Source organism: Providencia sp. PROV188, assembly GCF_027595165.1.
Classification (GTDB): Bacteria; Pseudomonadota; Gammaproteobacteria; order Enterobacterales; family Enterobacteriaceae; genus Providencia; species Providencia lanzhouensis.
This window is the reverse complement of sequence record NZ_CP097291.1, coordinates 613,909-639,472: the sequence shown is the minus strand read 5'-3', so window position 1 is coordinate 639,472 and position 25,564 is coordinate 613,909. Positions and strand designations below refer to the sequence as shown.

The following is a 25,564-nucleotide window of genomic DNA, read 5'->3' as shown; positions in this document are numbered from 1 at the left end:
CGTTATCGATGAGAAAAAATTATTGATGAGGTGTTTGTTGGCTCATGAGTTGAGAAATCAGCTGTAGTGCGCTTAATAAGCGATGTCGCTGCTGATCAGTCAAACGTAAATAACGCCGAGCAGCAGGGAGCCGACTAACCATTTCAGAAGCGGTGTAAGGCTCAATTTCGCAACGCCAAACGCCATTTTTGACAGCAATATGACAGTGAGTGAAATCTAGCTCTTCGAAAGTTTGGCGGATCACGGGGTACTGCTCTAAGCTTTCGACCAAAAATTTCCCTTCCGTTTGTTGGGTCGTGAACTGAACGTGTTTTTTCCGCGCTGACCCTGCTGTTTTCACATCAATCTGTGCCACCAGCGCACTGTCACATTTTCCCGAAACTGCAAAGCGACTATGCACAATAAATGCCATAAACAAGGTTTTCACACGCTCAGTCACTTCCACTTTAATACCTTGAGGCAATTGGATGAGCAACACTCCAGGCGCCCCCCACTCACAAACATAAGGAGCGATATCTTTCTCAATCCGATTTAAAGTTAACCCCGCTTGATACCCTGTCGGGAGGCGTTTTTGAGTTAACCTTTTCCACCATGGTGACTTAGGCAAGGTTACGTAAAGGCTCAAGTTCCACCTCCTCTGCATTGTCATCGTCAAATGAGTTGGACAATACTTGTTCAACCGGAACGGGCTTAAATGGATTCACTTTCTGCACTAACACGGTCCAACCTAATGCATAACTCGCGGTTAATCCCAACATAATGGCAAATGGAATATACACGTCCGCTTTATTCATGCCCGGCGGCGTGATGTAAACAATCGCTAGAATAATCCCCACACTCGAAATAATTTGAGGGATAGGGAAGAATGGTGAGCGATAAGCACGATGTAAATCAGGGCGACGAATACGCAATAGCACCACAGAAATCGTCACTAATAAGTACGCCGTTCCCCACGAACACACAGCCGCCAGCACCAACGGGATAATGCGATCTAAATCCCCTTGGATAGCAAATGCGTGTAAACATGGGATCATCACCGCCACTAAAATACCAAACACTGGCGTTTTAAAGCGAGGGTGTAAATAAGCGAACACTTTTGGTAATGCACCATCTAATGCCATGCCGTAAAGAATGCGTGGAACTGCCGCCATCAATGTATTGATAGTTGCCCCACCCGCCAGCAATAAGGCGATTCCAATCCAGTATTTACCGAAGTCACCCATAATTTGCCCAGCAAACGCAGGAATAGCCATCGGTGTTTCTAATAGGCTCACACCATTTTGAGGGTCAACAATCACGTTTTCGACTTGGTTTGTCAGTGCCGCACCAAACAGGAACATACAGAATGCCACGCCACATAAACCAATCGCCATCGCACGCGGGATCACTTTGGCTGAATTTTTAATTTCCGGCGCCATCGGTGTCACTAATTCACAGCCGACAAACATAAACATCGCCATTCCCACAAAGCTAAGAACAAGGGTCGGGTCAGAAATATTCAGTCCTTGACCAAACCAGCCTTCTGCGGAAACATGGAATGGCATTAGCAGCCCACAAATACTGAAAATCACCAACGTGCTCCACATTGCAAAAGTGAGCACCACTTCCACTTTGCCGAAAGCTTCGATACCAAATGCATTCAATAAGCCGAATGCCACAACTAAACCAACCCCCACCATCCAAGAGGAGTTATTGGTTTCCAGCACTGTATTCAAGCTTTCAAAGTTCACTAACGCCATAATACCGGACAAAATGGTCTCTGCTGTACCTGCAAAAACGTGAACTATCAGATAGGCAGACAGTGCCCCTGTAATCGCCCAAAAGCGCCCCATACCGCAAGAGATATAGTCGTAAACAGAACCGGAGGTCGGTAAAATTGCCGCCGCTTCGGAGAATGTGGTTAATTGAGCCTGCATCATGATAAAGCTCAGTAAAACAGCTAAGGCAAAAGTATCACCGCCGATCCCAAAACCACTGGTTACAGTGAGGATCACAGGGCTTGCCATAATCACGCCAACCGAACTAGCGAGCGTTGTTGGAAAGCCAACCTTACCTTTTTCAATGTGTGATGTTAATTTTGAGGATAAATTCATTTTGCTTCCCTCTCTCTGCTCACAGCCCAAATTGTGAATTTTTTGTAAAAATGAAGTGACTGCATTCTCACTATAGAAATAAGCCTAAACATCTCGCCATCGTCCTTTAGAACGATACCCAGAGAGAGGGGTGCACACAGAGCCTAAAACGAAAAGTACCCTTTTAAAACTCAAATAATATAATAATCATTGAAATATCAATGGTTAGTAAAAAACAACCTCATTAACATATTAACAAACACACTACGAAAGATACCCAAAGGCAGTAAACTCCCTTTAAACGATAAAAAACAAGTTTTAAATAGTGTAACCACGCTCACGTTATTAACATGTTTATTTTATGTTAATCGAATTAAATTACATGATAGTAAGCTGTATATTTTGATGGGGTATGATGATGGTTCAACCGCTATTTAGTGAGAGTCAACAGGGCTTAATCGACTGCTGCCTAAATACAATTGCCCATATCATTCCTATTTCTGCGGCGGTTTATTATCTAGTAAATGAGCACTGGCAGCCAGAAAACCATGTACTATATGGAATTTCTGCACGTATGCATGAAGAGTATCTCTCTGCCTTTTCCCAGCACGACCCTCTACATCCCGACCATTTTCGTGGTGAGGATCTCCGTTTAGTGAAGATGCCAGTGGAAATGCGTCAGCACGATCAAACCTTCTTCCATGATTTTATGCAGCCAAACCATATCGCAGATATGGCAGAGATTTTTATTCGCCGTAAAAATAAGATTGTGGCGGGAATTTCCGTGCTACGCGATACGCCATTTACGCCGGAAGAGGTGATTAGGCTCAATGCAATCTTACCAATTGCGGAGCTTATGACATTTGATGTGCGACCCGATTCTCTGGTTTCCTATACCCCGAAAGAGCAAGAAATTATTCATTTAGTGCGAGAAGGCGCCAGTAATAAGCGTATTGCGCTGCTGTTGGGTGTTTCGCTTTCCACTGTAAAAACCCATCTACGCAATATTTTTACCAAAGCCAATGTGAGCAACCGGACAGAATTAGTTTCCTCCGGATTTATACTGCGCCAAGATAAAATTTTATAAAAAATCCCGGCGCATTGGCCGGGAAAACTGTTGCTTTACAGAAAAAACAAAACTACTAACGCTCTAATAACGCACCATGACGGACTTTAATTCAGTGTAGTGCTCGATGAATGCACTACCAAATTCACGACCAATTCCAGAGGACTTAATACCACCGAAAGGTACTGCTGGGTCGAGGAAGGTGTGCATATTCACCCAAACAGTTCCAGCTTCAATTTGTGAGACCATGCGCATTGCTTTACTAAGATCATTTGTCCATACGCTCGCAGCCAAGCCAAATGGCGTGCTATTCATCATCGTAATCAGCTCATTTTCATCATCATAAGCCAAGAAAGTGCCGATAGGACCAAATGTCTCTTCTTTCATTAACACATCATCTGGGCCATTTGCTCGGATAATCGTAGGCGGAACAAAGTAACCCGCACCAGCAATTGGCTGCCCACCATAGACAATTTCACTGCCATCTTGGCGTGCTTTTTCAAATAGGCTTAAGATCTTATCGTAATGAGCTTTATTGGCTAATGGTCCCATTTCTGTGGTTTCATCCAATGGCGAGCCAACCTTCATTGCCGATAAACGCGTTTTTAGCGCTTCCAGAACCGTATCCATCAATTTAGATGGAATATAGAAACGCTCTGCCGCTGCACAGATTTGCCCTTGGTTTAAATAACCCGCTTCAATGATGCCGCTCACAATCTTATCCACGGATAAATCCGCTAAGAATGCTGCACCATTTTTACCGCCCAATTCTAATGTGACGCGAGTCAGTTTGCCTTCCATCGCTGAGCGCCCTACCGCCAATCCAGTCGGCACTGAGCCTGTAAAGGTCACTTTCGAACAAAGTTCATGGCTAATTAAAGCAGGTCCCACTTCGCGACCACCACCATTTACAATATTGATTACACCATCAGGAATACCCGCTTCTTTGGCTAATTCAGCCACGCGCAACATGGTCAGAGGGGTAAACTCACTTGGCTTCAGTACAATCGTGCAGCCACATGTCAATGCAGCCGCTAATTTCCAAATGGAAATCATAATGGAGAAGTTCCATGGGATAATCCCAGCAACCACCCCGACAGGCTCACGCTGGGTAAATGCCGAGTATTTTTCGCCATTAAATGATGGCAAAGAAACATTCAGGGTTTCACCGCTAATTTTAGTTGCCCAGCCCGCAAAATAACGTAAAAACTGTGCCGCTGAACCTACTTCCAGAAAGCGTGATAACTGAATGGTTTTCCCAGAACTTAAGGTTTCTAATTGCGCTAATTCTTCTAAGTGTTTTTCGAGCAAATCCGCTAAACGATTCAAACAGTTGCCTCGTTCCATCGGCGTGGTATTTGCCCATGAGCCTTTAAATGCGGCATATGCCGCATTCATCGCTGCATCAACTTCTTCGCAAGTTCCTTCTTTCACTTTCGCAATCACTTGCTCGGTGGCTGGATTCACGACTTCAAAATAAGCATCTCCCTTGCCAGAAACAGGCAATCCATTAATAAAATGACCGTGTTGACGGTTCAAGAATTCTCTAACTTCTGGTAACAGGGTTAACTCACTCATCGTTATCTCCACCTCGTTAATTTATCGAATTACGCATTCACGCAGGCTAAATAGTGTTTTACAAAACGTGGTGCGCTGATTTCCCAAAGTACTTCAGTGCCTTTGGCTGCAAACCAAGAGTCGCCTTTATGGTATTCCACGGTGACGCCTGTTTTTACGTCGGTTAATTTCACCGAACCTTCATGGACAGTTGCCATTTCATCAAATGGGTAAACCATCTTAAATTTGCCTGTTGTACAAGCAAAAATACCGCAAGTCAGATTATCTGTTGGCTCTCCGTGGATCATCGCCACGCTTGCTTGTGGATCACCTTCAACAACCACAGAACCTAAATTGCTCACGCTACCAATGTTCAGTAATTCAGGAAGTGCTTTGTTTAACAGTAATGGGCTGATCATCTTTCTTACCTTCTCTTATGTAATAAAATCAAAAATGGACATTAAATTTAGGAAAACTTAGCGGCGACCTTGCCAATATCCTGATAACTGATGCCAACACTTGGCAAGTGACACAATGGCATTACGCATGCTGTCTTTCCCCATAATGTCAGCATGAGGAATCGAACTCATCAGGTCATAGCGGCTGGAGCCTTCAACCATTCCCTCAGCAAGCACCTTGCACACGATCTGGCTTGGCGTAACACCAAAGCCTGAATAGCCTTGTACGTAGAACACGTTTTTATGACCAGGGATCGTGCCAATTTGCGGGAATAAGTTAGCACTACACGCCATTGGCCCTCCCCATGCCAGCTCGATTTTGACGTCTTTCAGGTATGGGAAAACATTCAGCATCAATTTGCGGTTCCACTCTTTCAAGTCGGATGGAATGTATTCTAAAAAGTACGTCGAGCTACCAAATAGCAGGCGATTTTCGTTTGTTACACGGTAGTAATCGATGACTGGGCGAATATCGCTGTATGCCCCGCGAATTGGGCTAATGCGTTCAATTAATTCATCGGAAAGCTCTTCCGTCATTAACTGATAAGCATAGGTGTTAATTGTTTTTGGGTATAACGTCGGCTCAAGACCATTCAAGAAGCCATCGCACGCCCACAACATTTTTTTCGCTTTCACGGAACCCATCGCGGTACGAACCGTTACTGTATCGCCGTACTCAACATTCAAAACTTGGCTGTTTTCAAAAATTTTTGCGCCATATTCACTCACCGCTTTCGCTTCCCCCAGTAACAGGTTAAGTGAATGAACATGTCCGCCTCCCATGTGTTTGATTCCACATGTATAAGCGTCAGATCCGATAATCTGCTTTAAATCTGAACCTGTATAAAATTCAATTTCTTCATCTGGTGCGACGGCTTTAAAATCTGCAAGCCAACTGCGCAATGTTTTTTCTTGGCGCTTGTTACTACCTAAGTAGGCATAACCATGGCAAAAATCCGCATCAATATTGTATTTGGCGATACGGTCACGCATGATCCCCGCGCCCATGTTGCTCAGTTTAAAAATCGTTTCTAAACCTTCAGAACCAACGTGTTTTTTAATCGCATCGAGGTCATGACCAATACCAGCCATCACTTGCCCACCGTTACGTCCTGTACCGCCATAACCAAGATGGCGACCTTCCAAGATAGCAATGTTGGTAATTCCCTTTTCACACAATTCTAATGCTGTATTAATCCCTGAGAATCCACCACCGATGATCACGACATCCACATCAATGTCTTCTTTCAAAGTTGGGAAACGCAGATCATATTTTTTGGTTGCTGAGTAATAAGTTAATGATTCTACTTGGTTATTCATAATGGATACCCTATCTAGTATCTTGCAATAACCTTGATTATCTTAACCAATCATTAACAGTTACATAGCCCTTTAGGGATATTCGAAACATAAAGTTAACATTTGTGACGTGGATACAATATTTACTTATAAATAAGATTAAATCAATTTAAACCTTTTATGTTTTAATTCAAAAGGATAAATATTTATTATTATATTAATAGAAATTATTACATATTTTAGTAAAGGATGAAGGCAAGGAGTATTTCATTGCTAAGAGAAAATACAACTAATTGAAAAATAAAGATTTATCAAGGTTGTCTAGTTTAACCATCTGATATATACAAGAAATACACTAACTCTACTCAATTACTGTTTTATTGGAGTCATTAATAAATTAAACAATTCAACTTGAGAGTTAATCTCTAATTTTTGATAGATATTCTTGCGGTGATTTTTGACAGTACCCAAGCTAATAAACAGCGCCTCGGCAATTTGTGGGGAGCCTTTACCTTCCAAAATTAATTCAACGACCTCACACTCTCTTGGCGTCAAACCAAAGCAAGTTTGTAAGTCAGTATTACGGTAATGGCTGGATACTGAGTTAGGCACGACTTCCTTATGTAATCGAGCGATACTTCGAATAATATCAAAGGCTTCTTTTAATGAGGCTTGTTTATTTTCGTCTGAAAGAAAAGGCTGGTCTTCATTACCAAAGAAAATACCTAATTGTTTATCGGCCGATAGCTCCAGCAATAGCCCCGCCTCATCGCACCAACCGGTCTTACGATAAAAGTTAAGATAATAATCAGTATGATAAAACCCTTTCGGTGCAACTTCTTTCAATGTCAGCACCTTCGAGCTGCCACCTTTTTGTAGTTCTTGATAGAAAGGATCCATCAGATAAGCGCCACGCTGATAAATACGATTGATACTGTCACTATTGCGCTTCTCAACTTTCGACAGAAAACGCGGCGCACCTTCTTTTTCAAAGGCATAAATAATGGCGTTATCAAAGACCACAAAAGAGGACAGCCATGACAACAAATTGGGGTAAAACTGGTTGGTTGCCACGGAGTCAATAAGGTCAGGTAATTTATGCAGATAATGATCCATTCAGCCCTCACTCATTAACTTATTAATAATTTATCACCGTGTATATTCAGGCGAACTATAACCCTATAAAGACCATATTCTGAGAGGAAGCTCAATTTTTTTGTTATTAATATGTTAATTAAATCACAATATATGCTATGGATATTAATAATATTTTATCAATTATTTAATAAGTTGAAGGGGTTCGAAGAAAGTACAGGAGTAATAAAAGAGAGCAGCCCCGAAAGGCTGCTAGAGAACTATTTATTGATAATGGCCTTCAATTTGCTGTAACGACGGATCAAACGCCACTTTAATTTCAGCGTTGTGGCATGCTTCCAAACAATATCCCAGTAACCTTTATCGAAAAACAGCTGAACCATCTGCTTTTGCGTTTCCGGTGACTTGATGGCTAATAGCGCTAAAACAACCCCTAAGCCTTCTTTCCCCACTTGCCATAAGCAAGCCGGTGCTTGTTTCACTTCTTCAGGATGGCGCTTATAGATATCCATCAACATATCTAAGATCTTCAGATAGGTATTGATCTTACGTACTGAGCGCTCATCTCCGGTTAAAGAGTGAGAAACGGATTGGTTATGGATCAGATATTCATAATATTGTTCATTGATAAACTGCACTCGTTTAGCAACGAGCAGCATTTCGGTAGTCCAAGGAATATCTTGATGGTGTAATCTTGGTTCAAAGGAAAAATTGTGTTCTCTAATTAATGACAAGCGATACAGATTCAACCAAGTTACATGGAGAAATTTACGAGAGCTCAAGCCAATTTGCAGCCATTGAGGGCCCGTGATCACGCCAGTAGAAGGCACTTTATTTGGCGGAAAAATAGCTTTTGGCGCATCCCCATTGGTGTACACATAAGTACCATTGCAAGTTGCTACGTCCAGATCCCCCACTAAGGCAATCTCTAATAAACGACCATACATTCTGGCATCAATTTCATCATCAATATCAGGGAAAGTGATGTATTTCCCTGTTGCGACAGCCATTCCGGTATTACGCGCAACGGAAACGCCACCGTTTTCCTGAGTGAGTACTTTGAAATTCTCAAACTTATCTTCGTATTGACGAATGACTGATTCGCTATCATCTGTTGAACCATCGTTCACAACGATCAGTTCCCAGTTTTCGAGCTTTTGGGCAATTAAGCTGTCAAAAAAATGGGGTAAAAACTTTTCGCCGTTATAAACAGCAACAACGATACTCAATACAGGCTGAAGGGACATGGATTAACCTTACGCTCATTAAAAATGATGATAATGACAAAATATATTCTTGTTTTTCATGAAAAATTCATAATCAAATCAAAGCTGTTATGATAAGAGCAACTTTACCTATCCCGATTATTACTCAAATTATCAAATCGCTGTGAACTAATTTTGACTTATCTTACCTAAGAAATGTCAATTATACCTCACCTTAACAAAAGGATCCTCCTGTGGCTGGAAGTAGCTTACTTGCCTTATTAGATGATATTGCAGCAGTTTTAGATGATGTGTCCGTGATGACAAAAATGGCGGCAAAAAAAACATCTGGTGTTCTGGGTGATGACCTCGCTTTAAATGCGCAACAAGTCACAGGCGTTCGCGCTGAAAGAGAGATCCCTGTCGTCTTGGCTGTCGCAAAGGGCTCATTCATCAACAAACTCATTTTAGTCCCACTAGCATTACTGATTAGCGCTTTCATTCCGTGGGCAGTCACACCATTATTAATGATTGGAGGCGCATATCTCTGCTTTGAAGGCGCTGAAAAACTTGCCCATAAGTATCTACACAAACATGAAATCTCACCATCAGAAGCAGCACGAGAAGCTCAGCGTTCAGAACAAGAAATAGCGGCATTTGAAAAACAAAAAATTAAAGGTGCAATCCGTACTGATTTTGTTTTATCGGCGGAAATTATCGCTATTACTTTAGGTATCGTTTCTTCAACAACGCTCCTAAACCAATTTGCAGTTTTATCAATTATTGCCATTGTCATGACTGTCGGGGTGTATGGATTAGTTGCTGGTATAGTCAAACTAGATGACTTAGGCTTCTATCTACAGAAAAAAGCCTCTACTTTGCTGCGTAAATGCGGTAATGGGTTAATTTATGTAACCCCTTATTTAATGAAAACATTATCTGTTGTAGGAACGGCCGCGATGTTTATGGTCGGAGGGGGGATACTCACTCACGGAATTACCTATCTGCATTTATGGATCGAAAAAATGGCAGAAAAGACAGGCAGCATCGGTGTTGTTGGTAATACACTACAATTTTTGACTCCTTCCATTCTTAATTTAATTTTTGGTCTAGTTATCGGTTTACTTATTGTTTTCATTATTAACTTTTTTGCTCGATTTAAAAAAACAAAATAAAGCTAAAAACTGACTAATATCCTTAAATACATTATGGTAATAGTCAGTTTATTTTGTATCAGGAAAAAGAGAGAATGCCGACACTTTACCGACGATTTTCGATCATCAACCAGGTTATTGGGTTAATGCTACTTATTGCTGTTTTAGGCATTATCGGTATGACAATTTCCAACCGTATGATCATCAGTGTACAAGGCAATGCTCATGCCATTAACACATCAGGTTCCTTGCGCATGCAAAGTTACCGCCTACTTTCTTTAACGCCCATAAACCAGCATAGTCAGAATTATCTTGATGAATTAGAGAAAGACTTACTCAGCCCCGAACTCACCCAAGTGGTTAAAATTGAAAACCTTACACCTGAATTTAATAAAATACATGAATTTTGGCTAAACACTTTAAGACCCGCACTCACAAAAGCATCTTCACCTGATGATGCCCGTTATGAAGTCATTACTTTTGTTAATATGCTCAATGAGTTAGTTCATAACATTGATGATAAAACTGAGAAAAAAATCGCTTACGTTGCAATGACTCAGCTGATTTTTATTAGCTTAGTCTTTTTACTGTTGATGGGAACAATCTGGCATTTAAGACGAAAAATTTATTACCCATGGATGAAACTGCTTTCTATGGTTAATGCTATTGGGCGTAAAGACTTTACTCAGCGCTATCCCATGAAGAATAATAAGCAAGATGAGCTCAATGCCCTAGGTGAAACCCTCAATCATATGTCTGATGAGCTGGCGCAAAGTTACCACCAACTCGAAGAACGTGTGGCCGAAAAAACCGCGGACTTACTCGCTAAAAACCGAGTTTTGTCATATCTTTATCAATCAAATCAAATATTACACTCATCGGAAACGCTTTATTCAAGATTACAAAAAGTTCTCGCCGAGCTGAAAAACATTACGCAGCTAGAGAACTTGCGCCTCAAATTATATGAAGATAGCAATGAACAATATTTTCATGAAATCTCTTATGCCACGACCAATCTCGAAATAGATAAAACAAAGCTATCTTCCACTAATCAGCATCCATTACACAATGATCCAGCAAAAGAATATCAAACGTTACAGTGGGATCTCTCTGATAACATGCACCGATATGGTGTAATTATTGGTGAAATTGAGCAAAAACAACCATTTTCTGATGAAAAAAACAGATTGGTTCTTATGCTAGCGAAACAGATTTCAGGTATGCTCACCATGGAGCAACAGATAGAGCAACAGCAGCAGCTGCTAATCATGGATGAACGTGCCGCTATTGCTAGAGAGCTTCATGACTCTATCGCACAATCACTCTCATGTTTAAAAATGCAAATTAGCTATCTGCAAATGCAACCAGAACCATTACCAGAAACAACTCTACATTTGCTCAATGAGATGCGTACAGAAATTAATACTGCATACAGCCAGTTACGGGAATTATTAACGACTTTCCGCTTGAAACTCACTGAATCAGGTCTATTACCTTCACTCAAAAGTACTTTAGGTGAATTTAGTGGGCGTATTGGCTTTAATATTCAGCTTCATTATGAAATTCCAGCGAAAAGTATCTCACCACACCAATCTATCCACATAATACAAATAATTCGAGAAGCACTAAGTAATATTCTGAAGCATGCTAATGCAACTTGGGCTAAAGTTTCATTAAGCCAACATAGAGGCACTGTCACCATTACAATTGATGATAATGGCAATGGTATTGATGACAATCCAAATAAACTTAACCATTATGGCCTCATTATTATGAGAGAAAGAGCACTTAGCCTGAATGGCGAGTGCTACATTACTCAACGTGCCGGAGGGGGAACCGAAGTGAAAGTCACATTCCCCTTATCTGACATCTAAAACATTTGATATTTAGAACACCGGATCAAATCATTCATGGAGACTAAAAATATAATGACCGAAAAATCAACGATCCTACTTATTGATGATCACCCAATGCTCCGAAATGGTGTAAAACAGCTGATTAGCTTAGAGCCTTCACTTAAAGTTATCGGTGAAGCTGGAGATGGAAAAACAGGTATTCAGATAGCAGAAGAGCAAGATCCTGACCTGATCCTTTTAGATCTCAATATGCCTGGAATGAATGGCTTTGAAACCCTAGATGAACTCAGAAAACGTGAACTCTCAGGCAGAATTATTCTCTTTACCGTATCGAATTATAGTGATGATTTGATCAGTGCGCTTAAGCGAGGTGCTGATGGTTATTTGCTAAAAGATATGGAGCCTGAAGAACTGATTATCGCACTCAAAGAAGCCGCAAGTGGAAAAATGGTGGTTAGCCCGACATTAACCTCTGTCCTTGCTGAATCATTAAGAGAAAACCAATCACAAAATGAAAGCGATGCAATCGCACTAACACCACGAGAATCCGACATTTTAGAGCTTATCGCTCAAGGATTATCAAATAAAATGATCGCTCGAAATTTAGATATCGCAGAGAGCACAGTAAAAGTACATGTAAAACATTTACTTAAAAAACTAAATCTAAAATCTAGAGTCGAAGCTGCTGTCTGGGTGCTCCAACAAAAATAATATTTTTTCATCATACCGTCTTCATTCATAGCTAAATGATTGATTCATCTAGCTATGAGTGCACTTATCAATCTCACTGTATAAATTAGCAAGGGCTATTAATAGCTCTAATCTACAAGTCATTTTTTTCCAGTTATAATAAGCTTGCTTTTGACTCTTACTGATACAGATTATCCTTATGATAGAAGAACAACTTATTTTAGTTAATGAACAAGACACGCCAATTGGTAGCATGCCAAAACTACTTGCTCATCAGCAAGGTTGCCTACATCGTGCATTTTCTATCTTTATTTATAACCGTAAGAACGAATTACTCATTCAACAACGCGCATTTCATAAATATCATTCCGCTGGGCAGTGGGCAAATTCCTGCTGTAGCCATCCAAGGCCGCAAGAAGATACCCATGATGCAGCTTTACGCCGCTTAACAGAAGAACTCGGGTTTTCAACTTCATTAACTCATGTTGGTGAGTTTATTTATAAAGCTGATGTGAATGGCGGGCTAATTGAGCATGAGTATGACCACCTATTTGTGGGCTACTATGACAATCAAGTCATTCCTAATCCTGAAGAAGTCAGTGCTACCTGCTGGATTAGCCTTGAAACTTTAGCCCAAGAAATCAGTACTCATCCTGAAAAATTTACTCCGTGGTTCAAGAAAATCTGGGAAAAATACCCGTTACTGAATTTTTCTTCCTAATCCTTCTTTTATATTACGTCAGCCATAACGTATTCCTTTTTTCTCTGTTACCAGATAGTCTTTTCATAAGCAACAGATAGTATAACCAATTAATATATAGATATTTTCTTACAATAGAATAGCTAAAATGGCTTAGACTTTTTTGATCTGAAGTAGAGAGGATTTTAAGACTTATGATTTCTTGAATCATGATTTTTGGGTGGTAGTTTTTGCATAGTGGCCTTTAAATACAGGCATCCAGAGAGTAAGAACAACGAAATTAGTGAGATCTGAAGGGGGCTGTTTCGATAATCACGCTTCAAAGGATGACTATCTTGCCTTTTATCACCTATTTTTTAGGCCCCAAAACGCAAAAAAGCCACCCAATGGGTGGCTTCTCGGCTAATTTAATGTCTGGCAGTTCCCTACTCTCACATGGGGAGACCCCACACTACCATCGGCGCTACGGCGTTTCACTACTGAGTTCGGCATGGGGTCAGGTGGGACCACCGCGCTATTGCCGCCAGACAAATTCTGTTTATTCCCGTCTAAGTTTTCTCTTAAACCAGAAGTTCAATCCTGAACAAGCTGTGTGCCTACCTTTCGGCTTCTCACTTTCTTTGAAAATCAACTCAATCTCTCTTCTCGAAAACACCTTCGGTGTTGTCAGGTTAAGCCTCACGGTTCATTAGTATTGGTTAGCTCAACGTATCGCTACGCTTACACACCCAACCTATCAACGTCTTAGTCTTAAACGTTCCTTTAGGACCCTTAAAGGGTCAGGGAAGACTCATCTCAAGGCAAGTTTCCCGCTTAGATGCTTTCAGCGGTTATCTCTTCCGCACTTAGCTACCGGGCAATGCCATTGGCATGACAACCCGAACACCAGTGGTGCGTCCACTCCGGTCCTCTCGTACTAGGAGCAGCCCCTTTCAATCTTCCAACGCCCACGGCAGATAGGGACCGAACTGTCTCACGACGTTCTAAACCCAGCTCGCGTACCACTTTAAACGGCGAACAGCCGTACCCTTGGGACCTACTTCAGCCCCAGGATGTGATGAGCCGACATCGAGGTGCCAAACACCGCCGTCGATATGAACTCTTGGGCGGTATCAGCCTGTTATCCCCGGAGTACCTTTTATCCGTTGAGCGATGGCCCTTCCATACAGAACCACCGGATCACTAAGACCTACTTTCGTACCTGCTCGAGCCGTCACTCTCGCAGTCAAGCTGGCTTATGCCTTTGCACTAACCGCATGATGTCCGACCATGCTTAGCCAACCTTCGTGCTCCTCCGTTACTCTTTGGGAGGAGACCGCCCCAGTCAAACTACCCACCAGACACTGTCCGCACCCCGGATTACGGGGCTACGTTAGAACATCAAACATTAAAGGGTGGTATTTCAAGGTTGGCTCCACGCAGACTGGCGTCCACGCTTCAAAGCCTCCCACCTATCCTACACATCAAGGCTCAATGTTCAGTGTCAAGCTATAGTAAAGGTTCACGGGGTCTTTCCGTCTTGCCGCGGGTACACTGCATCTTCACAGCGAGTTCAATTTCACTGAGTCTCGGGTGGAGACAGCCTGGCCATCATTACGCCATTCGTGCAGGTCGGAACTTACCCGACAAGGAATTTCGCTACCTTAGGACCGTTATAGTTACGGCCGCCGTTTACTGGGGCTTCGATCAAGAGCTTCTCCTTACGGATAACCCCATCAATTAACCTTCCAGCACCGGGCAGGCGTCACACCGTATACGTCCACTTTCGTGTTTGCACAGTGCTGTGTTTTTAATAAACAGTTGCAGCCAGCTGGTATCTGCGACTGGCTTCAGCTCCATGAGTAAATCACTTCACCTAATGCCAGCGTGCCTTCTCCCGAAGTTACGGCACCATTTTGCCTAGTTCCTTCACCCGAGTTCTCTCAAGCGCCTGAGTATTCTCTACCTGACTACCTGTGTCGGTTTGGGGTACGATTAATGATAATCTAGAGCTTAGAGGCTTTTCCTGGAAGCGGGGTATGAGCTACTTCGCCACCGTAGTGACTCGTCATCAGACCTCAGCATATAGTGAACCGGATTTGCCTAATTCACCTGCCTACATCCTTAAACCGGGACAACCGTCGCCCGGCCAGCCTAACCTTCTCCGTCCCCCCATCGCAATTATCACCAGTACGGGAATATTAACCCGTTTCCCATCGACTACGCATTTCTGCCTCGCCTTAGGGGTCGACTCACCCTGCCCCGATTAACGTTGGACAGGAACCCTTGGTCTTCCGGCGTGCAGGTTTTTCACCCGCATTATCGTTACTTATGTCAGCATTCGCACTTCTGATACCTCCAGCATACCTCACAGTACACCTTCACAGGCTTACAGAACGCTCCCCTACCCAACAATATTTACATATCGCTGCCGCAGCTTCGGTGCATAGTTTAGCCCCGTTACATCTTCCGCGCAGGCCGACTCGACCAGTGAGCTATTACGCTTTCTTTAAATGATGGCTGCTTCTAAGCCAACATCCTGGCTGTCTGAGCCTTCCCACTTCGTTTCCCACTTAACTATGACTTTGGGACCTTAGCTGGCGGTCTGGGTTGTTTCCCTCTTCACGACGAACGTTAGCACCCGCCGTGTGTCTCCCGTGATAACATTCTTCGGTATTCGTAGTTTGCATCGAGTTGGTAAGTCGGGATGACCCCCTAGTCGAAACAGTGCTCTACCCCCGAAGATGAGTTCACGAGGCGCTACCTAAATAGCTTTCGGGGAGAACCAGCTATCTCCCGGTTTGATTGGCCTTTCACCCCCAGCCACAAGTCATCCGCTAATTTTTCAACATTAGTCGGTTCGGTCCTCCAGTTAGTGTTACCCAACCTTCAACCTGCCCATGGCTAGATCACCGGGTTTCGGGTCTATACCCTGCAACTCATTCGCCCAGTTAAGACTCGGTTTCCCTACGGCTCCCCTATACGGTTAACCTTGCTACAGAATATAAGTCGCTGACCCATTATACAAAAGGTACGCAGTCACACCATAAAGGTGCTCCCACTGCTTGTACGTACACGGTTTCAGGTTCTATTTCACTCCCCTCGCCGGGGTTCTTTTCGCCTTTCCCTCACGGTACTGGTTCACTATCGGTCAATCAGGAGTATTTAGCCTTGGAGGATGGTCCCCCCATATTCAGACAGGATAACACGTGTCCCGCCCTACTCGTCGAGTTCACAACACTAACACCTTCGGATACGGGGCTATCACCCTTTACTGCCGGCCTTTCCAGACCGTTCTCCTGATGCTAATGCTGATTAAGACTCTGGGCTGCTCCCCGTTCGCTCGCCGCTACTAGGGGAATCTCGGTTGATTTCTTTTCCTCGAGGTACTGAGATGTTTCAGTTCCCTCGGTTCGCTTCGTTTGACTATGTATTCATCAAACGATAGTGCAACGAATTGCACTGGGTTTCCCCATTCGGAAATCGTCGGTTATAACGGTTCATATCACCTTACCGACGCTTATCGCAGATTAGCACGTCCTTCATCGCCTCTGATTGCCTAGGCATCCACCGTGTACGCTTAGTCGCTTAACCTCACAACCCGAAGGTGTCTTTACCAACTGACCCGACGGTCAATTGAACACATTCACGTTGAGATTTTTGAGAGACTCTCACATTGTTTAAGCGATAAACAATGTGCGTTGTTTTCAATTTTCAGCTTGTTCCAGATTGTTAAAGAGCATAATTGTTAAACCAACTACAACGTAATTGGCTTAATCATTATTTTTGGGGAACGTCTTTCACTCATTCTCCGCGCAATTGGCGTCCCCTAGGGGATTCGAACCCCTGTTACCGCCGTGAAAGGGCGGTGTCCTAGGCCTCTAGACGAAGGGGACACTACAGTCAGCTTCGCAGACGCGCTTTTTGCTCTACTTTCTATCAGACAATCTGTGTGAGCACTTCACAAAAACACTTCAATGGTAAGGAGGTGATCCAACCGCAGGTTCCCCTACGGTTACCTTGTTACGACTTCACCCCAGTCATGAATCACAAAGTGGTAAGCGCCCTCCCGAAGGTTAAGCTACCTACTTCTTTTGCAACCCACTCCCATGGTGTGACGGGCGGTGTGTACAAGGCCCGGGAACGTATTCACCGTAGCATTCTGATCTACGATTACTAGCGATTCCGACTTCATGGAGTCGAGTTGCAGACTCCAATCCGGACTACGACGTACTTTATGAGTTCCGCTTGCTCTCGCGAGGTCGCTTCTCTTTGTATACGCCATTGTAGCACGTGTGTAGCCCTACTCGTAAGGGCCATGATGACTTGACGTCATCCCCACCTTCCTCCGGTTTATCACCGGCAGTCTCCTTTGAGTTCCCGACCGAATCGCTGGCAACAAAGGATAAGGGTTGCGCTCGTTGCGGGACTTAACCCAACATTTCACAACACGAGCTGACGACAGCCATGCAGCACCTGTCTCAGAGTTCCCGAAGGCACCAAAGCATCTCTGCTAAGTTCTCTGGATGTCAAGAGTAGGTAAGGTTCTTCGCGTTGCATCGAATTAAACCACATGCTCCACCGCTTGTGCGGGCCCCCGTCAATTCATTTGAGTTTTAACCTTGCGGCCGTACTCCCCAGGCGGTCGATTTAACGCGTTAGCTCCGGAAGCCACTCCTCTAGGGAACAACCTCCAAATCGACATCGTTTACAGCGTGGACTACCAGGGTATCTAATCCTGTTTGCTCCCCACGCTTTCGCACCTGAGCGTCAGTCTTTGTCCAGGGGGCCGCCTTCGCCACCGGTATTCCTCCACATCTCTACGCATTTCACCGCTACACATGGAATTCTACCCCCCTCTACAAGACTCTAGCTGACCAGTCTTAGATGCCATTCCCAGGTTAAGCCCGGGGATTTCACATCTAACTTAATCAACCGCCTGCGTGCGCTTTACGCCCAGTAATTCCGATTAACGCTTGCACCCTCCGTATTACCGCGGCTGCTGGCACGGAGTTAGCCGGTGCTTCTTCTGTTGGTAACGTCAATCGTTGATGATATTAGCATCAACGCCTTCCTCCCAACTGAAAGTACTTTACAACCCTAAGGCCTTCTTCATACACGCGGCATGGCTGCATCAGGCTTGCGCCCATTGTGCAATATTCCCCACTGCTGCCTCCCGTAGGAGTCTGGGCCGTGTCTCAGTCCCAGTGTGGCTGATCATCCTCTCAGACCAGCTAGGGATCGTCGCCTTGGTGAGCCATTACCTCACCAACTAGCTAATCCCATATGGGTTCATCCGATAGCGCAAGGACCGAAGTTCCCCTGCTTTGCTCCTAAGAGATTATGCGGTATTAGCTACCGTTTCCAGTAGTTATCCCCCTCTATCGGGCAGATCCCCATACATTACTCACCCGTCCGCCGCTCGTCAGCGAGAAGCAAGCTTCCCCTGTTACCGCTCGACTTGCATGTGTTAGGCCTGCCGCCAGCGTTCAATCTGAGCCATGATCAAACTCTTCAATTAAAAAGCTTGATGCTCAAAGAATGTTACTGTCGTTTGATTTCCGAAGAAACCAAATTACCTATTAGTTCATATATATGAATTAACGTGTTAGTCACTCTTCAAGACTTAAAATCAAATATTTTTTTGATAGTGTCCTGTGAGTGCCCACACAGATTGTCTGATAAATTGTTAAAGAGCGGTGCGACTTAATCTTTTGATTATCGACTTTAGGTCGTTGTCGCGAGGTGTCGTATACTACGTTTTTTATTTAGAAAGTCAAGCGATTATTTTCAACTATTTTCTTTCTTCACCTCTGTTATCACGGGGCTTCGAGGTTTTCTTCGAGCCGGTTTGTCGTGACAACGGATGCGCATTATAGGGAGCTCGAAAAATCTCGCAAGTGTTTTTTGAATATTTTTATTCAACCGTTTCCTTTTTAAACAAATCGTGCAAAACAGCCACGATTCGTTTAAATATCGAGCTAGAGATTATCAAATTCAGTTGCGAAAGCCGCAACATTATCCCAATTGGTATATTCAATTTCTGTATTTGGGTCGGTTGGTCCGTCTGTCATTTTCATAATGAGCCGGATCATCACTCTATCAAACCATTTATAGCGAGGGTAAAACAGCGCGCCTGCAAAAACAGACTTCACGGTCGGCTGCCATGGGCACTTCTCTAAGAACTTACGAGTATAGGCATTCGTCTCAACGGTATTCTTGCCTTCTTTTCTTGCTGTAAGGTTAACGGCAAAGAACCCCGTTTTCATCGAATTAAGCTGAGTCTGATGGGTTGTGGCAAAACGTACTAACTGCTTATTGAAATGTCCATAACGAATAGAAGCTCCCACTAGCACCTTTTCGTAAGCAAATAAGTTAAAGCTTTTATCTGAATTCAAATCACGAATATCACACTCACGCCCAGCGCGACGTAATTGATCTGCCATTTTAAGTATGATTTTTTTGGTTTGCCCATCGGTGCTTGAGTGCAAAAGTAGATAACTCATTTTTATTCCTAATCGTTACTATCTATATACGTTAGCGGCGCAGCTATATTACTCACGCCAGAAAGTAGGGGTCAGTAATACTAATAAAGTAAACACTTCCAAACGACCAAACAGCATCGTGACAACTAAAATCCATTTACCTGCAGGATTCATTGTCGTGAAGTTATCAGCAACAGTACCTAAGCCAGGGCCTAAGTTATTCAACGTTGTCGCAATCGCTGAGAATGCAGAAAACTCATCCACCCCAGTGGCGATTAAAAGCAGCAAGCTAACCACGAAAACTAAAGCATAAGCAGAGAAGAATCCCCAGACAGCTTCAATGATCCTTTCTGGCAGCGCCCGTTGTCCTAATTTAATGGTATAGACCGCATTAGGATGCACTAATCGTTTTAACTCTCGGGAACCTTGCAGGAACAGTAAAAGGATACGAATCACTTTTAATCCCCCACCCGTTGACCCTGCACAACCACCGACAAACGCCGCACATAGTAGAAGCATTGGCAAGAACAGCGGCCAGCCAGAAAAACTGTCAGTGGTGAAACCCGCAGTAGTCGCCATCGAGACCACTTGGAAAAAGGCTTGATCCAACGTTTGCCCAAAGCCAGCATATACGGAGTGATACATCAGCACCGCGGTACAGATCACGACTAGAACAAACTGGAAACTGATGAACATTCTAAATTCAGGGTCGCGCCAATAAATTCCGAGGCTTCTTCCCGTTAAAACCGCAAAGTGCAAGCCAAAGTTACAACCCGAGATAATTAGAAACACGCCAATAATGGTATTAATGGAAGGACTATTAAAGTAGCCTATGCTGGCATCATGAGTAGAAAACCCACCGATCGCGATGGTTGAAAAACTGTGTGATATCGCATCGAACACATCCATACCGGCGATCCATAATGCAATCGCACACGCGATAGTTAGCAACACATAAATAAGCCAAAGGGTTTTTGCCGTTTCCGCAATTCGCGGACGCATTTTGTTATCTTTTAATGGCCCCGGCATCTCTGCACGATAGAGCTGCATCCCCCCGACACCTAAGAGAGGCAAAATCGCGACGGCGAGTACAATGATCCCCATCCCTCCAAGCCATTGCAGCATCTGCCGATAGAATAAGATCGCTTTCGGAAGAGAGTCTAATCCCGTCAGAGTTGTTGCACCAGTGGTTGTTAGCCCAGAAAAGGACTCAAAGAAGGCATCTGTAACAGATAAATTGGGTTTTTCAGAGAAGATAAACGGCAGTGCCCCGACACTCCCTAGCACCGTCCAAAACAGAACAACAATTAAAAAACCTTCTTTTGCTTTTAATTCATGTCGACTATTTCGCGTAGGCAGCCATAAAAAAAGCCCAATCAGCAACGCCGTTATAAAAGTTTGACTGAATGCTCGTCCCGCACCATCGCGATATATCAGTGCGACAATACCAGGTATGACCATAGTAAAAGAGAAGATAATGACGAGTAACCCGACAATACGAGTTATTGCGCGAAAATGCATTCGGCCGGTTCCTTGCTATGCTGTTTGCTCTTGTGACGGTTCTAAGAGAGTAACTTCCCCACGACTGATATCACGTAATTTATCATTGACCTCCTGCTCACAAGTAGCAGGAATAGAAATTTGCAAAGATACAGACTCATTATAATCACTGAGCAATATAGTACCATTTACCTGAGCTAATAATTGCTCAACTCCATTGATAAGTGAGTAATCACATACCACATTGAAGATTTTTTGAGGGACTTTAGTTTGTGTTGGGAGCAACTTCAGCGCCTGCTGAACCCCACTGCCATAAGCACGGACTAACCCACCCGTACCTAGCTTTATTCCACCAAAATAACGCACAACAACGCAAGTGATCTCACCTAAGTTGCTACCTAATAGCTGCGCCATAATGGGTTTACCTGCCGTTCCCGTAGGCTCTCCATCATCGGAAAAACCTAATTGCTGGGAATCATCAGGTCGCCCCGCAACAAATGCCCAGCAATGGTGCCGGGCATCGGGGTATTGCGCTTTAATCGATTGAATATAATCTTTCGCAGCGTCAATACCCTCGGTATGAGCGATATAAGTAATAAAACGGCTTTTTTTGATCTCTTCCGAAAAAGAGATCGTTTCTGCCGGAATTGAGTACGCTTTCATTACGGTAAATGCAAATCTCGAGTCATATTTTCAATATGGTTATGATGGATAACGATATTATCTTCAATTCGAATACCACCGTAAGGTTTGAAGTGCTCGATTTTATCCCAATTAAAGTGCTGACTGAACTCCCCTGTACGCCAGGCAGAAAGCAAGGACTCAATAAAGTAAAGACCCGGTTCGATAGTTAACACCATTCTTGGTTCCAAAATACGAGTACAGCGTAAGAATGGATACATTTTCGGCGCTGCTAAATGGGTACCGTCTTCATCCTGCATAAAACCTGCTACATCATGCACTTGCAAACCTAATGGATGACCTAATCCGTGTGGTAAAAATGGTGTTGTTAAACCATTTTCAACCATAGCATCTTCGCTAATCCCTTTCACAATTCCATGCTTAGTAAGTAATTTCGCAATACGGTGATGCATATCTACATGGTAATCGGTATAACGCACGCCAGCTTTAATTGAAGCGATCAAAGCGAGTTGTTCTGTATTCAAATCTGCAACTAATTCTGCAAATTCGCTTTTGTTCTTAGCGGCATAAGTACGAGTAATATCAGCGGCATAACCGTTATACTCAGCACCAGCATCAATCAAGAAGCTACGTAATTCACTCGGAACCGTTTGCTGTAATTTAGTGTAGTGAAGCACGGCTGCATTTTCATTTAAAGCTACAATGTTACCGTAAGGCACATTCGTATCACGATGCCCTGTCGCTTCTAAATAGCTAATATTAATATCAAACTCACTTGCCCCAGCTTGAAAAGCTTCGAAAGCTGATAAGTGACCATTCACCGCCATTTTTTGGGCTTCGCGCATGCAGTACAGCTCATAGTCTGTCTTATATGAACGGTGATAGTGATAATAATCGAGTACAGGTTTTGGGTTGATATTGTGTGTCGAAATACCTAAAGATTCGGCTTTGTTTGCAGAGGAGCCGATATAAGCTAGATGCTCTTTCGGTAAATTCGCTAAAAAGCCTTTAATTTCATCCGCATTTTTCAGATGAATAAGCTCAACTTCTTTCGTCCAGAAGCTAGTTGGTAAAGGTTCAACGCTATGCCAATAATCAACTGGTGAGTAAAACCATAACTTCGGTTTATTCACTCCATCGACTAATAACCAAGAATGCGGGACGTCCGTCACTGGAACCCATGCTTTGAAATGTGGATTCACTTTAAATGGGTAGTCACTATCATCGAGGAAAATGCGAATTGGCTCTCCTGAATGAATCAAGATGGCATCTAATTTACTGCGTTGCAAAACTTGCTGAGTCGTTTTTTGTAGCGTTTTAATATGTTCTGCGTAGAGTCCAGCCAGTTTTTCCATTTCGTTCAACCTTTCAGTATTAGTTAGAAAAATCAAGCTTATCACGTTCTGCTAATAACGTGTATGCACTCAATGACAAGATAAGTTTAATACATTGATTATTAATAGAAATATCATTTTCACCTTGTGTTATTTACCTTAATTCCTGTGAGCCGCCTTCCAGTTTTGTTATTAATCATTTGCATTTAATTAACATTATCGTCACACTGATTTTCATCTGGTCATACCAGATAAGACCGCCACATAAAGGAGAACAGCATGCTTTATCAAAGTGAGACAATCTCTATTCAATGGTTGAAAAAAGGTATTGCAGAACTGGTGTTTAACTCATCAGGACCAATCAATAAATTGGATACTCATACCGTCGCTTCACTTGATGAAGCAGTTGCAGTACTCGAACAACAAAGCGATTTACAAGGCGTTATTTTGCGCTCAGATAAACCCGCTTTTATTGTTGGCGCAGATATTAAAGAATTTTTATCTCTATTCGAAGCATCCAAAGAAACCCTCAGTGACTGGCTTGGTTACGCGAATAGTATATTTAATCGCCTTGAAGATCTCCCTGTTCCAACTATTAGCGCAATTAATGGTTATGCCCTAGGCGGTGGATGTGAGTGTGTACTCGCTACCGATTTTAGAATTGCGTCACCCGATGCCAGAATTGGCTTACCTGAAACAAAGTTAGGAATTATGCCTGGCTTTGGCGGATCAGTCCGTTTGCCTCGACTTATTGGTCTTGATAGCGCTCTGGAAATTATCACTGCGGGTAAAGATGTTAGTGGATCTCAAGCATTGAAACTCGGTTTAGTGGATGCGATTGTCGAAACTGAAAAATTACCACAGGCAGCCTTGCACATCATCGAACAAGCTATTTCTGGCGTATTAAATTGGCGTCAAGCACGGCAGCCAAAACTTGAGCCGCTAAAACTTAGCGCACTAGAGCAAGCAATGAGCTTTAACGTTGCTAAAGGTATGGTCTATCAAGTTGCTGGAAAACACTATCCAGCACCAATGAGTGCAGTCAATACTATCGAGAAAGCTGCAAACTGCACTCGAAATGAGGCACTGAAACATGAAACTGCTGCTTTCGTCCCGCTGGCTCATAGTGATGTTGCTCGTGCATTAGTTAGCGTTTTTCTGAATGATCAACAGGTTAAATCGACCAGTAAAAAAATCGCAGGTTCCTCTACTGCACCGGCACACGCAGCTGTACTGGGTGCAGGCATTATGGGTGGAGGTATTGCTTATCAATCTGCGAGCAAGGGTGTTCCCGTTCTGATGAAGGATATCAATGAGAAATCCTTAGATTTAGGTATTGATGAAGCTAGAAAGCTGCTTAATGGTCAATTTGAACGAGGAAAAATCACTGCAGATAATATGGCAACAACCTTAGCCTCTATCCATCCGTCTTTATCTTATGCTGGCATTGATAATTCTCAGGTGATCGTTGAAGCTGTCGTTGAAAACCCTAAAATAAAAGCCGCCGTGTTATCCGAAGTGGAATCACTAATCACATCAGAGACTATACTGGCTTCAAATACTTCAACTATTCCAATCACTGAACTAGCGAACTCTCTTAGACGCCCAGAAAACTTCTGTGGTATGCATTTTTTCAATCCTGTTCATCGCATGCCTTTGGTCGAAATTATTCGAGGTGAAAAAACCAGTGATGCCACCATCGCTAAAGTGGTTGCTTATGCGAATAAAATGGGAAAAACCCCTATTGTTGTAAATGACTGCCCTGGCTTTTTCGTTAACCGCGTTCTTTTCCCTTATTTCGCTGGGTTTAACTTATTACTTCAAGATGGCGCCGATTTTAGAGAAATCGATAAAGTCATGGAAAAAGAATTTGGTTGGCCAATGGGGCCGGCTTATCTACTTGATGTTGTCGGGATTGATACCGCATTTCATGCAGAGCAAGTCATGGCTCAAGGATTTCCGCAAAGAATGCAAAAAGTCGGTAAGAACGCCATCGATATTATGTTTGAACAACAACGTTTTGGTCAGAAAAATGGCAAAGGCTTTTATCAATATGAAAAAGATAAAAAAGGAAAACCAAAGAAAATTGATGACCCAAAAACCGATGAATTATTAAGTTCGATTCGCCAAAGTAAGCGTTCATTTACTAAAGATGAAATTATTGCTCGAATGATGGCGCCAATGGTGAACGAAGTGGTTCGCTGCCTTGAAGAAGGCATTATACACAGCCCTTCAGATGCCGATATTGCGCTAGTTTATGGACTTGGTTTCCCGCCATTCCGCGGAGGTGTTTTCTGCTATCTTGATACACTCGGTAGCCAGTCTTATGTCAAAACTGCGGAGTCCTACTCCCATTTAAGCCCGCTTTATCAAGTTCCAAATGGATTGAAAGAAAAAGCGGCCACTAACGCCAGATACTATCCGCAGCCACCGGTTGTGGCTATTGATGTTAAAAAAGTTGCGAGAGGTTAA

17 protein-coding genes, 1 tRNA gene and 3 rRNA genes are annotated in these 25,564 nt (G+C 43.1%); 6 read left to right on the top strand and 15 right to left on the bottom strand.

Annotated features, from left to right (window positions below):
* Positions 1–19 precede the first annotated feature (19 nt).
* Positions 20–625, bottom strand: a complete 606-nt coding sequence (locus M5X66_RS02805) for a DUF3156 family protein (protein ID WP_230083374.1) — start codon at positions 623–625, stop codon at positions 20–22.
* Positions 600–2,093 carry an APC family permease gene (locus M5X66_RS02800; protein ID WP_036950184.1) on the bottom strand — a complete coding sequence of 498 codons (1,494 nt, stop codon included), beginning with the start codon at positions 2,091–2,093 and terminating at the stop codon, positions 600–602. The genes M5X66_RS02805 and M5X66_RS02800 overlap by 26 nt, the downstream gene beginning before the upstream one ends.
* A 397-nt stretch (positions 2,094–2,490) precedes the next feature.
* Between M5X66_RS02800 and M5X66_RS02795 the strand changes: the two genes are divergently transcribed.
* Positions 2,491–3,159 (top strand): helix-turn-helix transcriptional regulator, encoded by a 669-nt coding sequence (locus M5X66_RS02795; RefSeq protein ID WP_132496283.1) that lies wholly within the window; start codon positions 2,491–2,493, stop codon positions 3,157–3,159.
* Between the two features lie 63 nt (positions 3,160–3,222).
* On the opposite strand, the gene M5X66_RS02790 is transcribed toward M5X66_RS02795, so the two are convergent.
* The 5 genes from M5X66_RS02790 to M5X66_RS02770 form a co-directional block, all read right to left on the bottom strand.
* On the bottom strand, positions 3,223–4,716 hold the full coding sequence (locus tag M5X66_RS02790; protein ID WP_270103859.1) for an aldehyde dehydrogenase family protein: 1,494 nt from the start codon (positions 4,714–4,716) through the stop codon (positions 3,223–3,225).
* Positions 4,717–4,745: 29 nt separating this feature from the next.
* Positions 4,746–5,114 (bottom strand): cupin domain-containing protein, encoded by a 369-nt coding sequence (locus M5X66_RS02785; protein ID WP_036950178.1) that lies wholly within the window; start codon positions 5,112–5,114, stop codon positions 4,746–4,748.
* 57 nt (positions 5,115–5,171) lie between these two features.
* Positions 5,172–6,473 carry an NAD(P)/FAD-dependent oxidoreductase gene (locus M5X66_RS02780; protein WP_036950176.1) on the bottom strand — a complete coding sequence of 434 codons (1,302 nt, stop codon included), beginning with the start codon at positions 6,471–6,473 and terminating at the stop codon, positions 5,172–5,174.
* Positions 6,474–6,821: 348 nt separating this feature from the next.
* The gene (locus M5X66_RS02775) at positions 6,822–7,568 is read right to left on the bottom strand and encodes a helix-turn-helix transcriptional regulator (protein ID WP_036950174.1); all 747 of its coding nucleotides are present in this window, start codon (positions 7,566–7,568) and stop codon (positions 6,822–6,824) included.
* Between the two features lie 239 nt (positions 7,569–7,807).
* Complete coding sequence (locus M5X66_RS02770; RefSeq protein WP_036950171.1) at positions 7,808–8,794, bottom strand: glycosyltransferase; 987 nt, start codon at positions 8,792–8,794, stop codon at positions 7,808–7,810.
* A 212-nt stretch (positions 8,795–9,006) separates the two neighbouring features.
* Here M5X66_RS02770 and M5X66_RS02765 point away from each other — a divergent pair, with 212 nt between their 5' ends.
* The 4 genes from M5X66_RS02765 (at position 9,007) to idi (ending at position 13,173) form a co-directional block, all read left to right on the top strand.
* The gene (locus M5X66_RS02765; protein WP_036950169.1) at positions 9,007–9,927 is read left to right on the top strand and encodes a DUF808 domain-containing protein; all 921 of its coding nucleotides are present in this window, start codon (positions 9,007–9,009) and stop codon (positions 9,925–9,927) included.
* Between the two features lie 74 nt (positions 9,928–10,001).
* Positions 10,002–11,780: a nitrate/nitrite two-component system sensor histidine kinase NarX gene (narX, locus tag M5X66_RS02760; protein WP_108479617.1), complete on the top strand. Its 1,779-nt coding sequence runs from the start codon at positions 10,002–10,004 to the stop codon at positions 11,778–11,780.
* A 54-nt stretch (positions 11,781–11,834) separates the two neighbouring features.
* Positions 11,835–12,473, top strand: a complete 639-nt coding sequence (gene narL, locus M5X66_RS02755; protein WP_036950165.1) for a two-component system response regulator NarL — start codon at positions 11,835–11,837, stop codon at positions 12,471–12,473.
* A gap of 178 nt (positions 12,474–12,651) precedes the next feature.
* Entirely contained in the window at positions 12,652–13,173 is a 522-nt protein-coding gene (gene idi, locus M5X66_RS02750; RefSeq protein WP_154599534.1) for an isopentenyl-diphosphate Delta-isomerase, read from the top strand.
* Between the two features lie 391 nt (positions 13,174–13,564).
* Here the strand turns inward: idi and rrf are convergent.
* The 8 genes from rrf to pepQ form a co-directional block, all read right to left on the bottom strand.
* A 5S ribosomal RNA gene (gene rrf / locus M5X66_RS02745) occupies positions 13,565–13,680 on the bottom strand.
* Positions 13,681–13,819: 139 nt separating this feature from the next.
* Positions 13,820–16,725 (bottom strand): 23S ribosomal RNA (locus M5X66_RS02740).
* A gap of 226 nt (positions 16,726–16,951) precedes the next feature.
* A tRNA-Glu gene (locus M5X66_RS02735) sits at positions 16,952–17,027 on the bottom strand.
* An 85-nt stretch (positions 17,028–17,112) separates the two neighbouring features.
* A 16S ribosomal RNA gene (locus tag M5X66_RS02730) occupies positions 17,113–18,652 on the bottom strand.
* The 16S, 23S and 5S rRNA genes sit together here with 1 tRNA gene alongside, the layout of an rRNA operon.
* A gap of 460 nt (positions 18,653–19,112) precedes the next feature.
* Complete coding sequence (gene hemG, locus M5X66_RS02725; protein ID WP_036954913.1) at positions 19,113–19,637, bottom strand: menaquinone-dependent protoporphyrinogen IX dehydrogenase; 525 nt, start codon at positions 19,635–19,637, stop codon at positions 19,113–19,115.
* A gap of 48 nt (positions 19,638–19,685) precedes the next feature.
* Positions 19,686–21,137, bottom strand: a complete 1,452-nt coding sequence (gene trkH, locus M5X66_RS02720; protein WP_036954916.1) for a Trk system potassium transporter TrkH — start codon at positions 21,135–21,137, stop codon at positions 19,686–19,688.
* A gap of 15 nt (positions 21,138–21,152) precedes the next feature.
* On the bottom strand, positions 21,153–21,779 hold the full coding sequence (locus M5X66_RS02715) for an IMPACT family protein (protein WP_036954919.1): 627 nt from the start codon (positions 21,777–21,779) through the stop codon (positions 21,153–21,155).
* On the bottom strand, positions 21,779–23,113 hold the full coding sequence (gene pepQ, locus M5X66_RS02710; protein WP_154634633.1) for a Xaa-Pro dipeptidase: 1,335 nt from the start codon (positions 23,111–23,113) through the stop codon (positions 21,779–21,781). The genes M5X66_RS02715 and pepQ overlap by 1 nt, the downstream gene beginning before the upstream one ends.
* Positions 23,114–23,371: 258 nt before the next feature.
* On the opposite strand from pepQ, the gene fadB reads away from it, so the two are divergent.
* Entirely contained in the window at positions 23,372–25,564 is a 2,193-nt protein-coding gene (fadB, locus tag M5X66_RS02705; RefSeq protein WP_270103858.1) for a fatty acid oxidation complex subunit alpha FadB, read from the top strand.

Excerpts from the sequence above, each read along its gene's own strand:
- M5X66_RS02800 (WP_036950184.1), bottom strand. The coding sequence starts at position 2,093 with ATGAATTTATCCTCAAAATTAACATCACACATTGAAAAAGGTAAGGTT.
- M5X66_RS02795 (WP_132496283.1), top strand. The coding sequence starts at position 2,491 with ATGGTTCAACCGCTATTTAGTGAGAGTCAACAGGGCTTAATCGACTGC.
- M5X66_RS02790 (WP_270103859.1), bottom strand. The coding sequence starts at position 4,716 with ATGAGTGAGTTAACCCTGTTACCAGAAGTTAGAGAATTCTTGAACCGT.
- M5X66_RS02785 (WP_036950178.1), bottom strand. The coding sequence starts at position 5,114 with ATGATCAGCCCATTACTGTTAAACAAAGCACTTCCTGAATTACTGAAC.
- M5X66_RS02780 (WP_036950176.1), bottom strand. The coding sequence starts at position 6,473 with ATGAATAACCAAGTAGAATCATTAACTTATTACTCAGCAACCAAAAAA.
- M5X66_RS02775 (WP_036950174.1), bottom strand. The coding sequence starts at position 7,568 with ATGGATCATTATCTGCATAAATTACCTGACCTTATTGACTCCGTGGCA.
- M5X66_RS02770 (WP_036950171.1), bottom strand. The coding sequence starts at position 8,794 with ATGTCCCTTCAGCCTGTATTGAGTATCGTTGTTGCTGTTTATAACGGC.
- narX (WP_108479617.1), top strand. The coding sequence starts at position 10,002 with ATGCCGACACTTTACCGACGATTTTCGATCATCAACCAGGTTATTGGG.
- narL (WP_036950165.1), top strand. The coding sequence starts at position 11,835 with ATGACCGAAAAATCAACGATCCTACTTATTGATGATCACCCAATGCTC.
- idi (WP_154599534.1), top strand. The coding sequence starts at position 12,652 with ATGATAGAAGAACAACTTATTTTAGTTAATGAACAAGACACGCCAATT.
- hemG (WP_036954913.1), bottom strand. The coding sequence starts at position 19,637 with ATGAGTTATCTACTTTTGCACTCAAGCACCGATGGGCAAACCAAAAAA.
- trkH (WP_036954916.1), bottom strand. The coding sequence starts at position 21,137 with ATGCATTTTCGCGCAATAACTCGTATTGTCGGGTTACTCGTCATTATC.
- M5X66_RS02715 (WP_036954919.1), bottom strand. The coding sequence starts at position 21,779 with ATGAAAGCGTACTCAATTCCGGCAGAAACGATCTCTTTTTCGGAAGAG.
- pepQ (WP_154634633.1), bottom strand. The coding sequence starts at position 23,113 with ATGGAAAAACTGGCTGGACTCTACGCAGAACATATTAAAACGCTACAA.
- fadB (WP_270103858.1), top strand. The coding sequence starts at position 23,372 with ATGCTTTATCAAAGTGAGACAATCTCTATTCAATGGTTGAAAAAAGGT.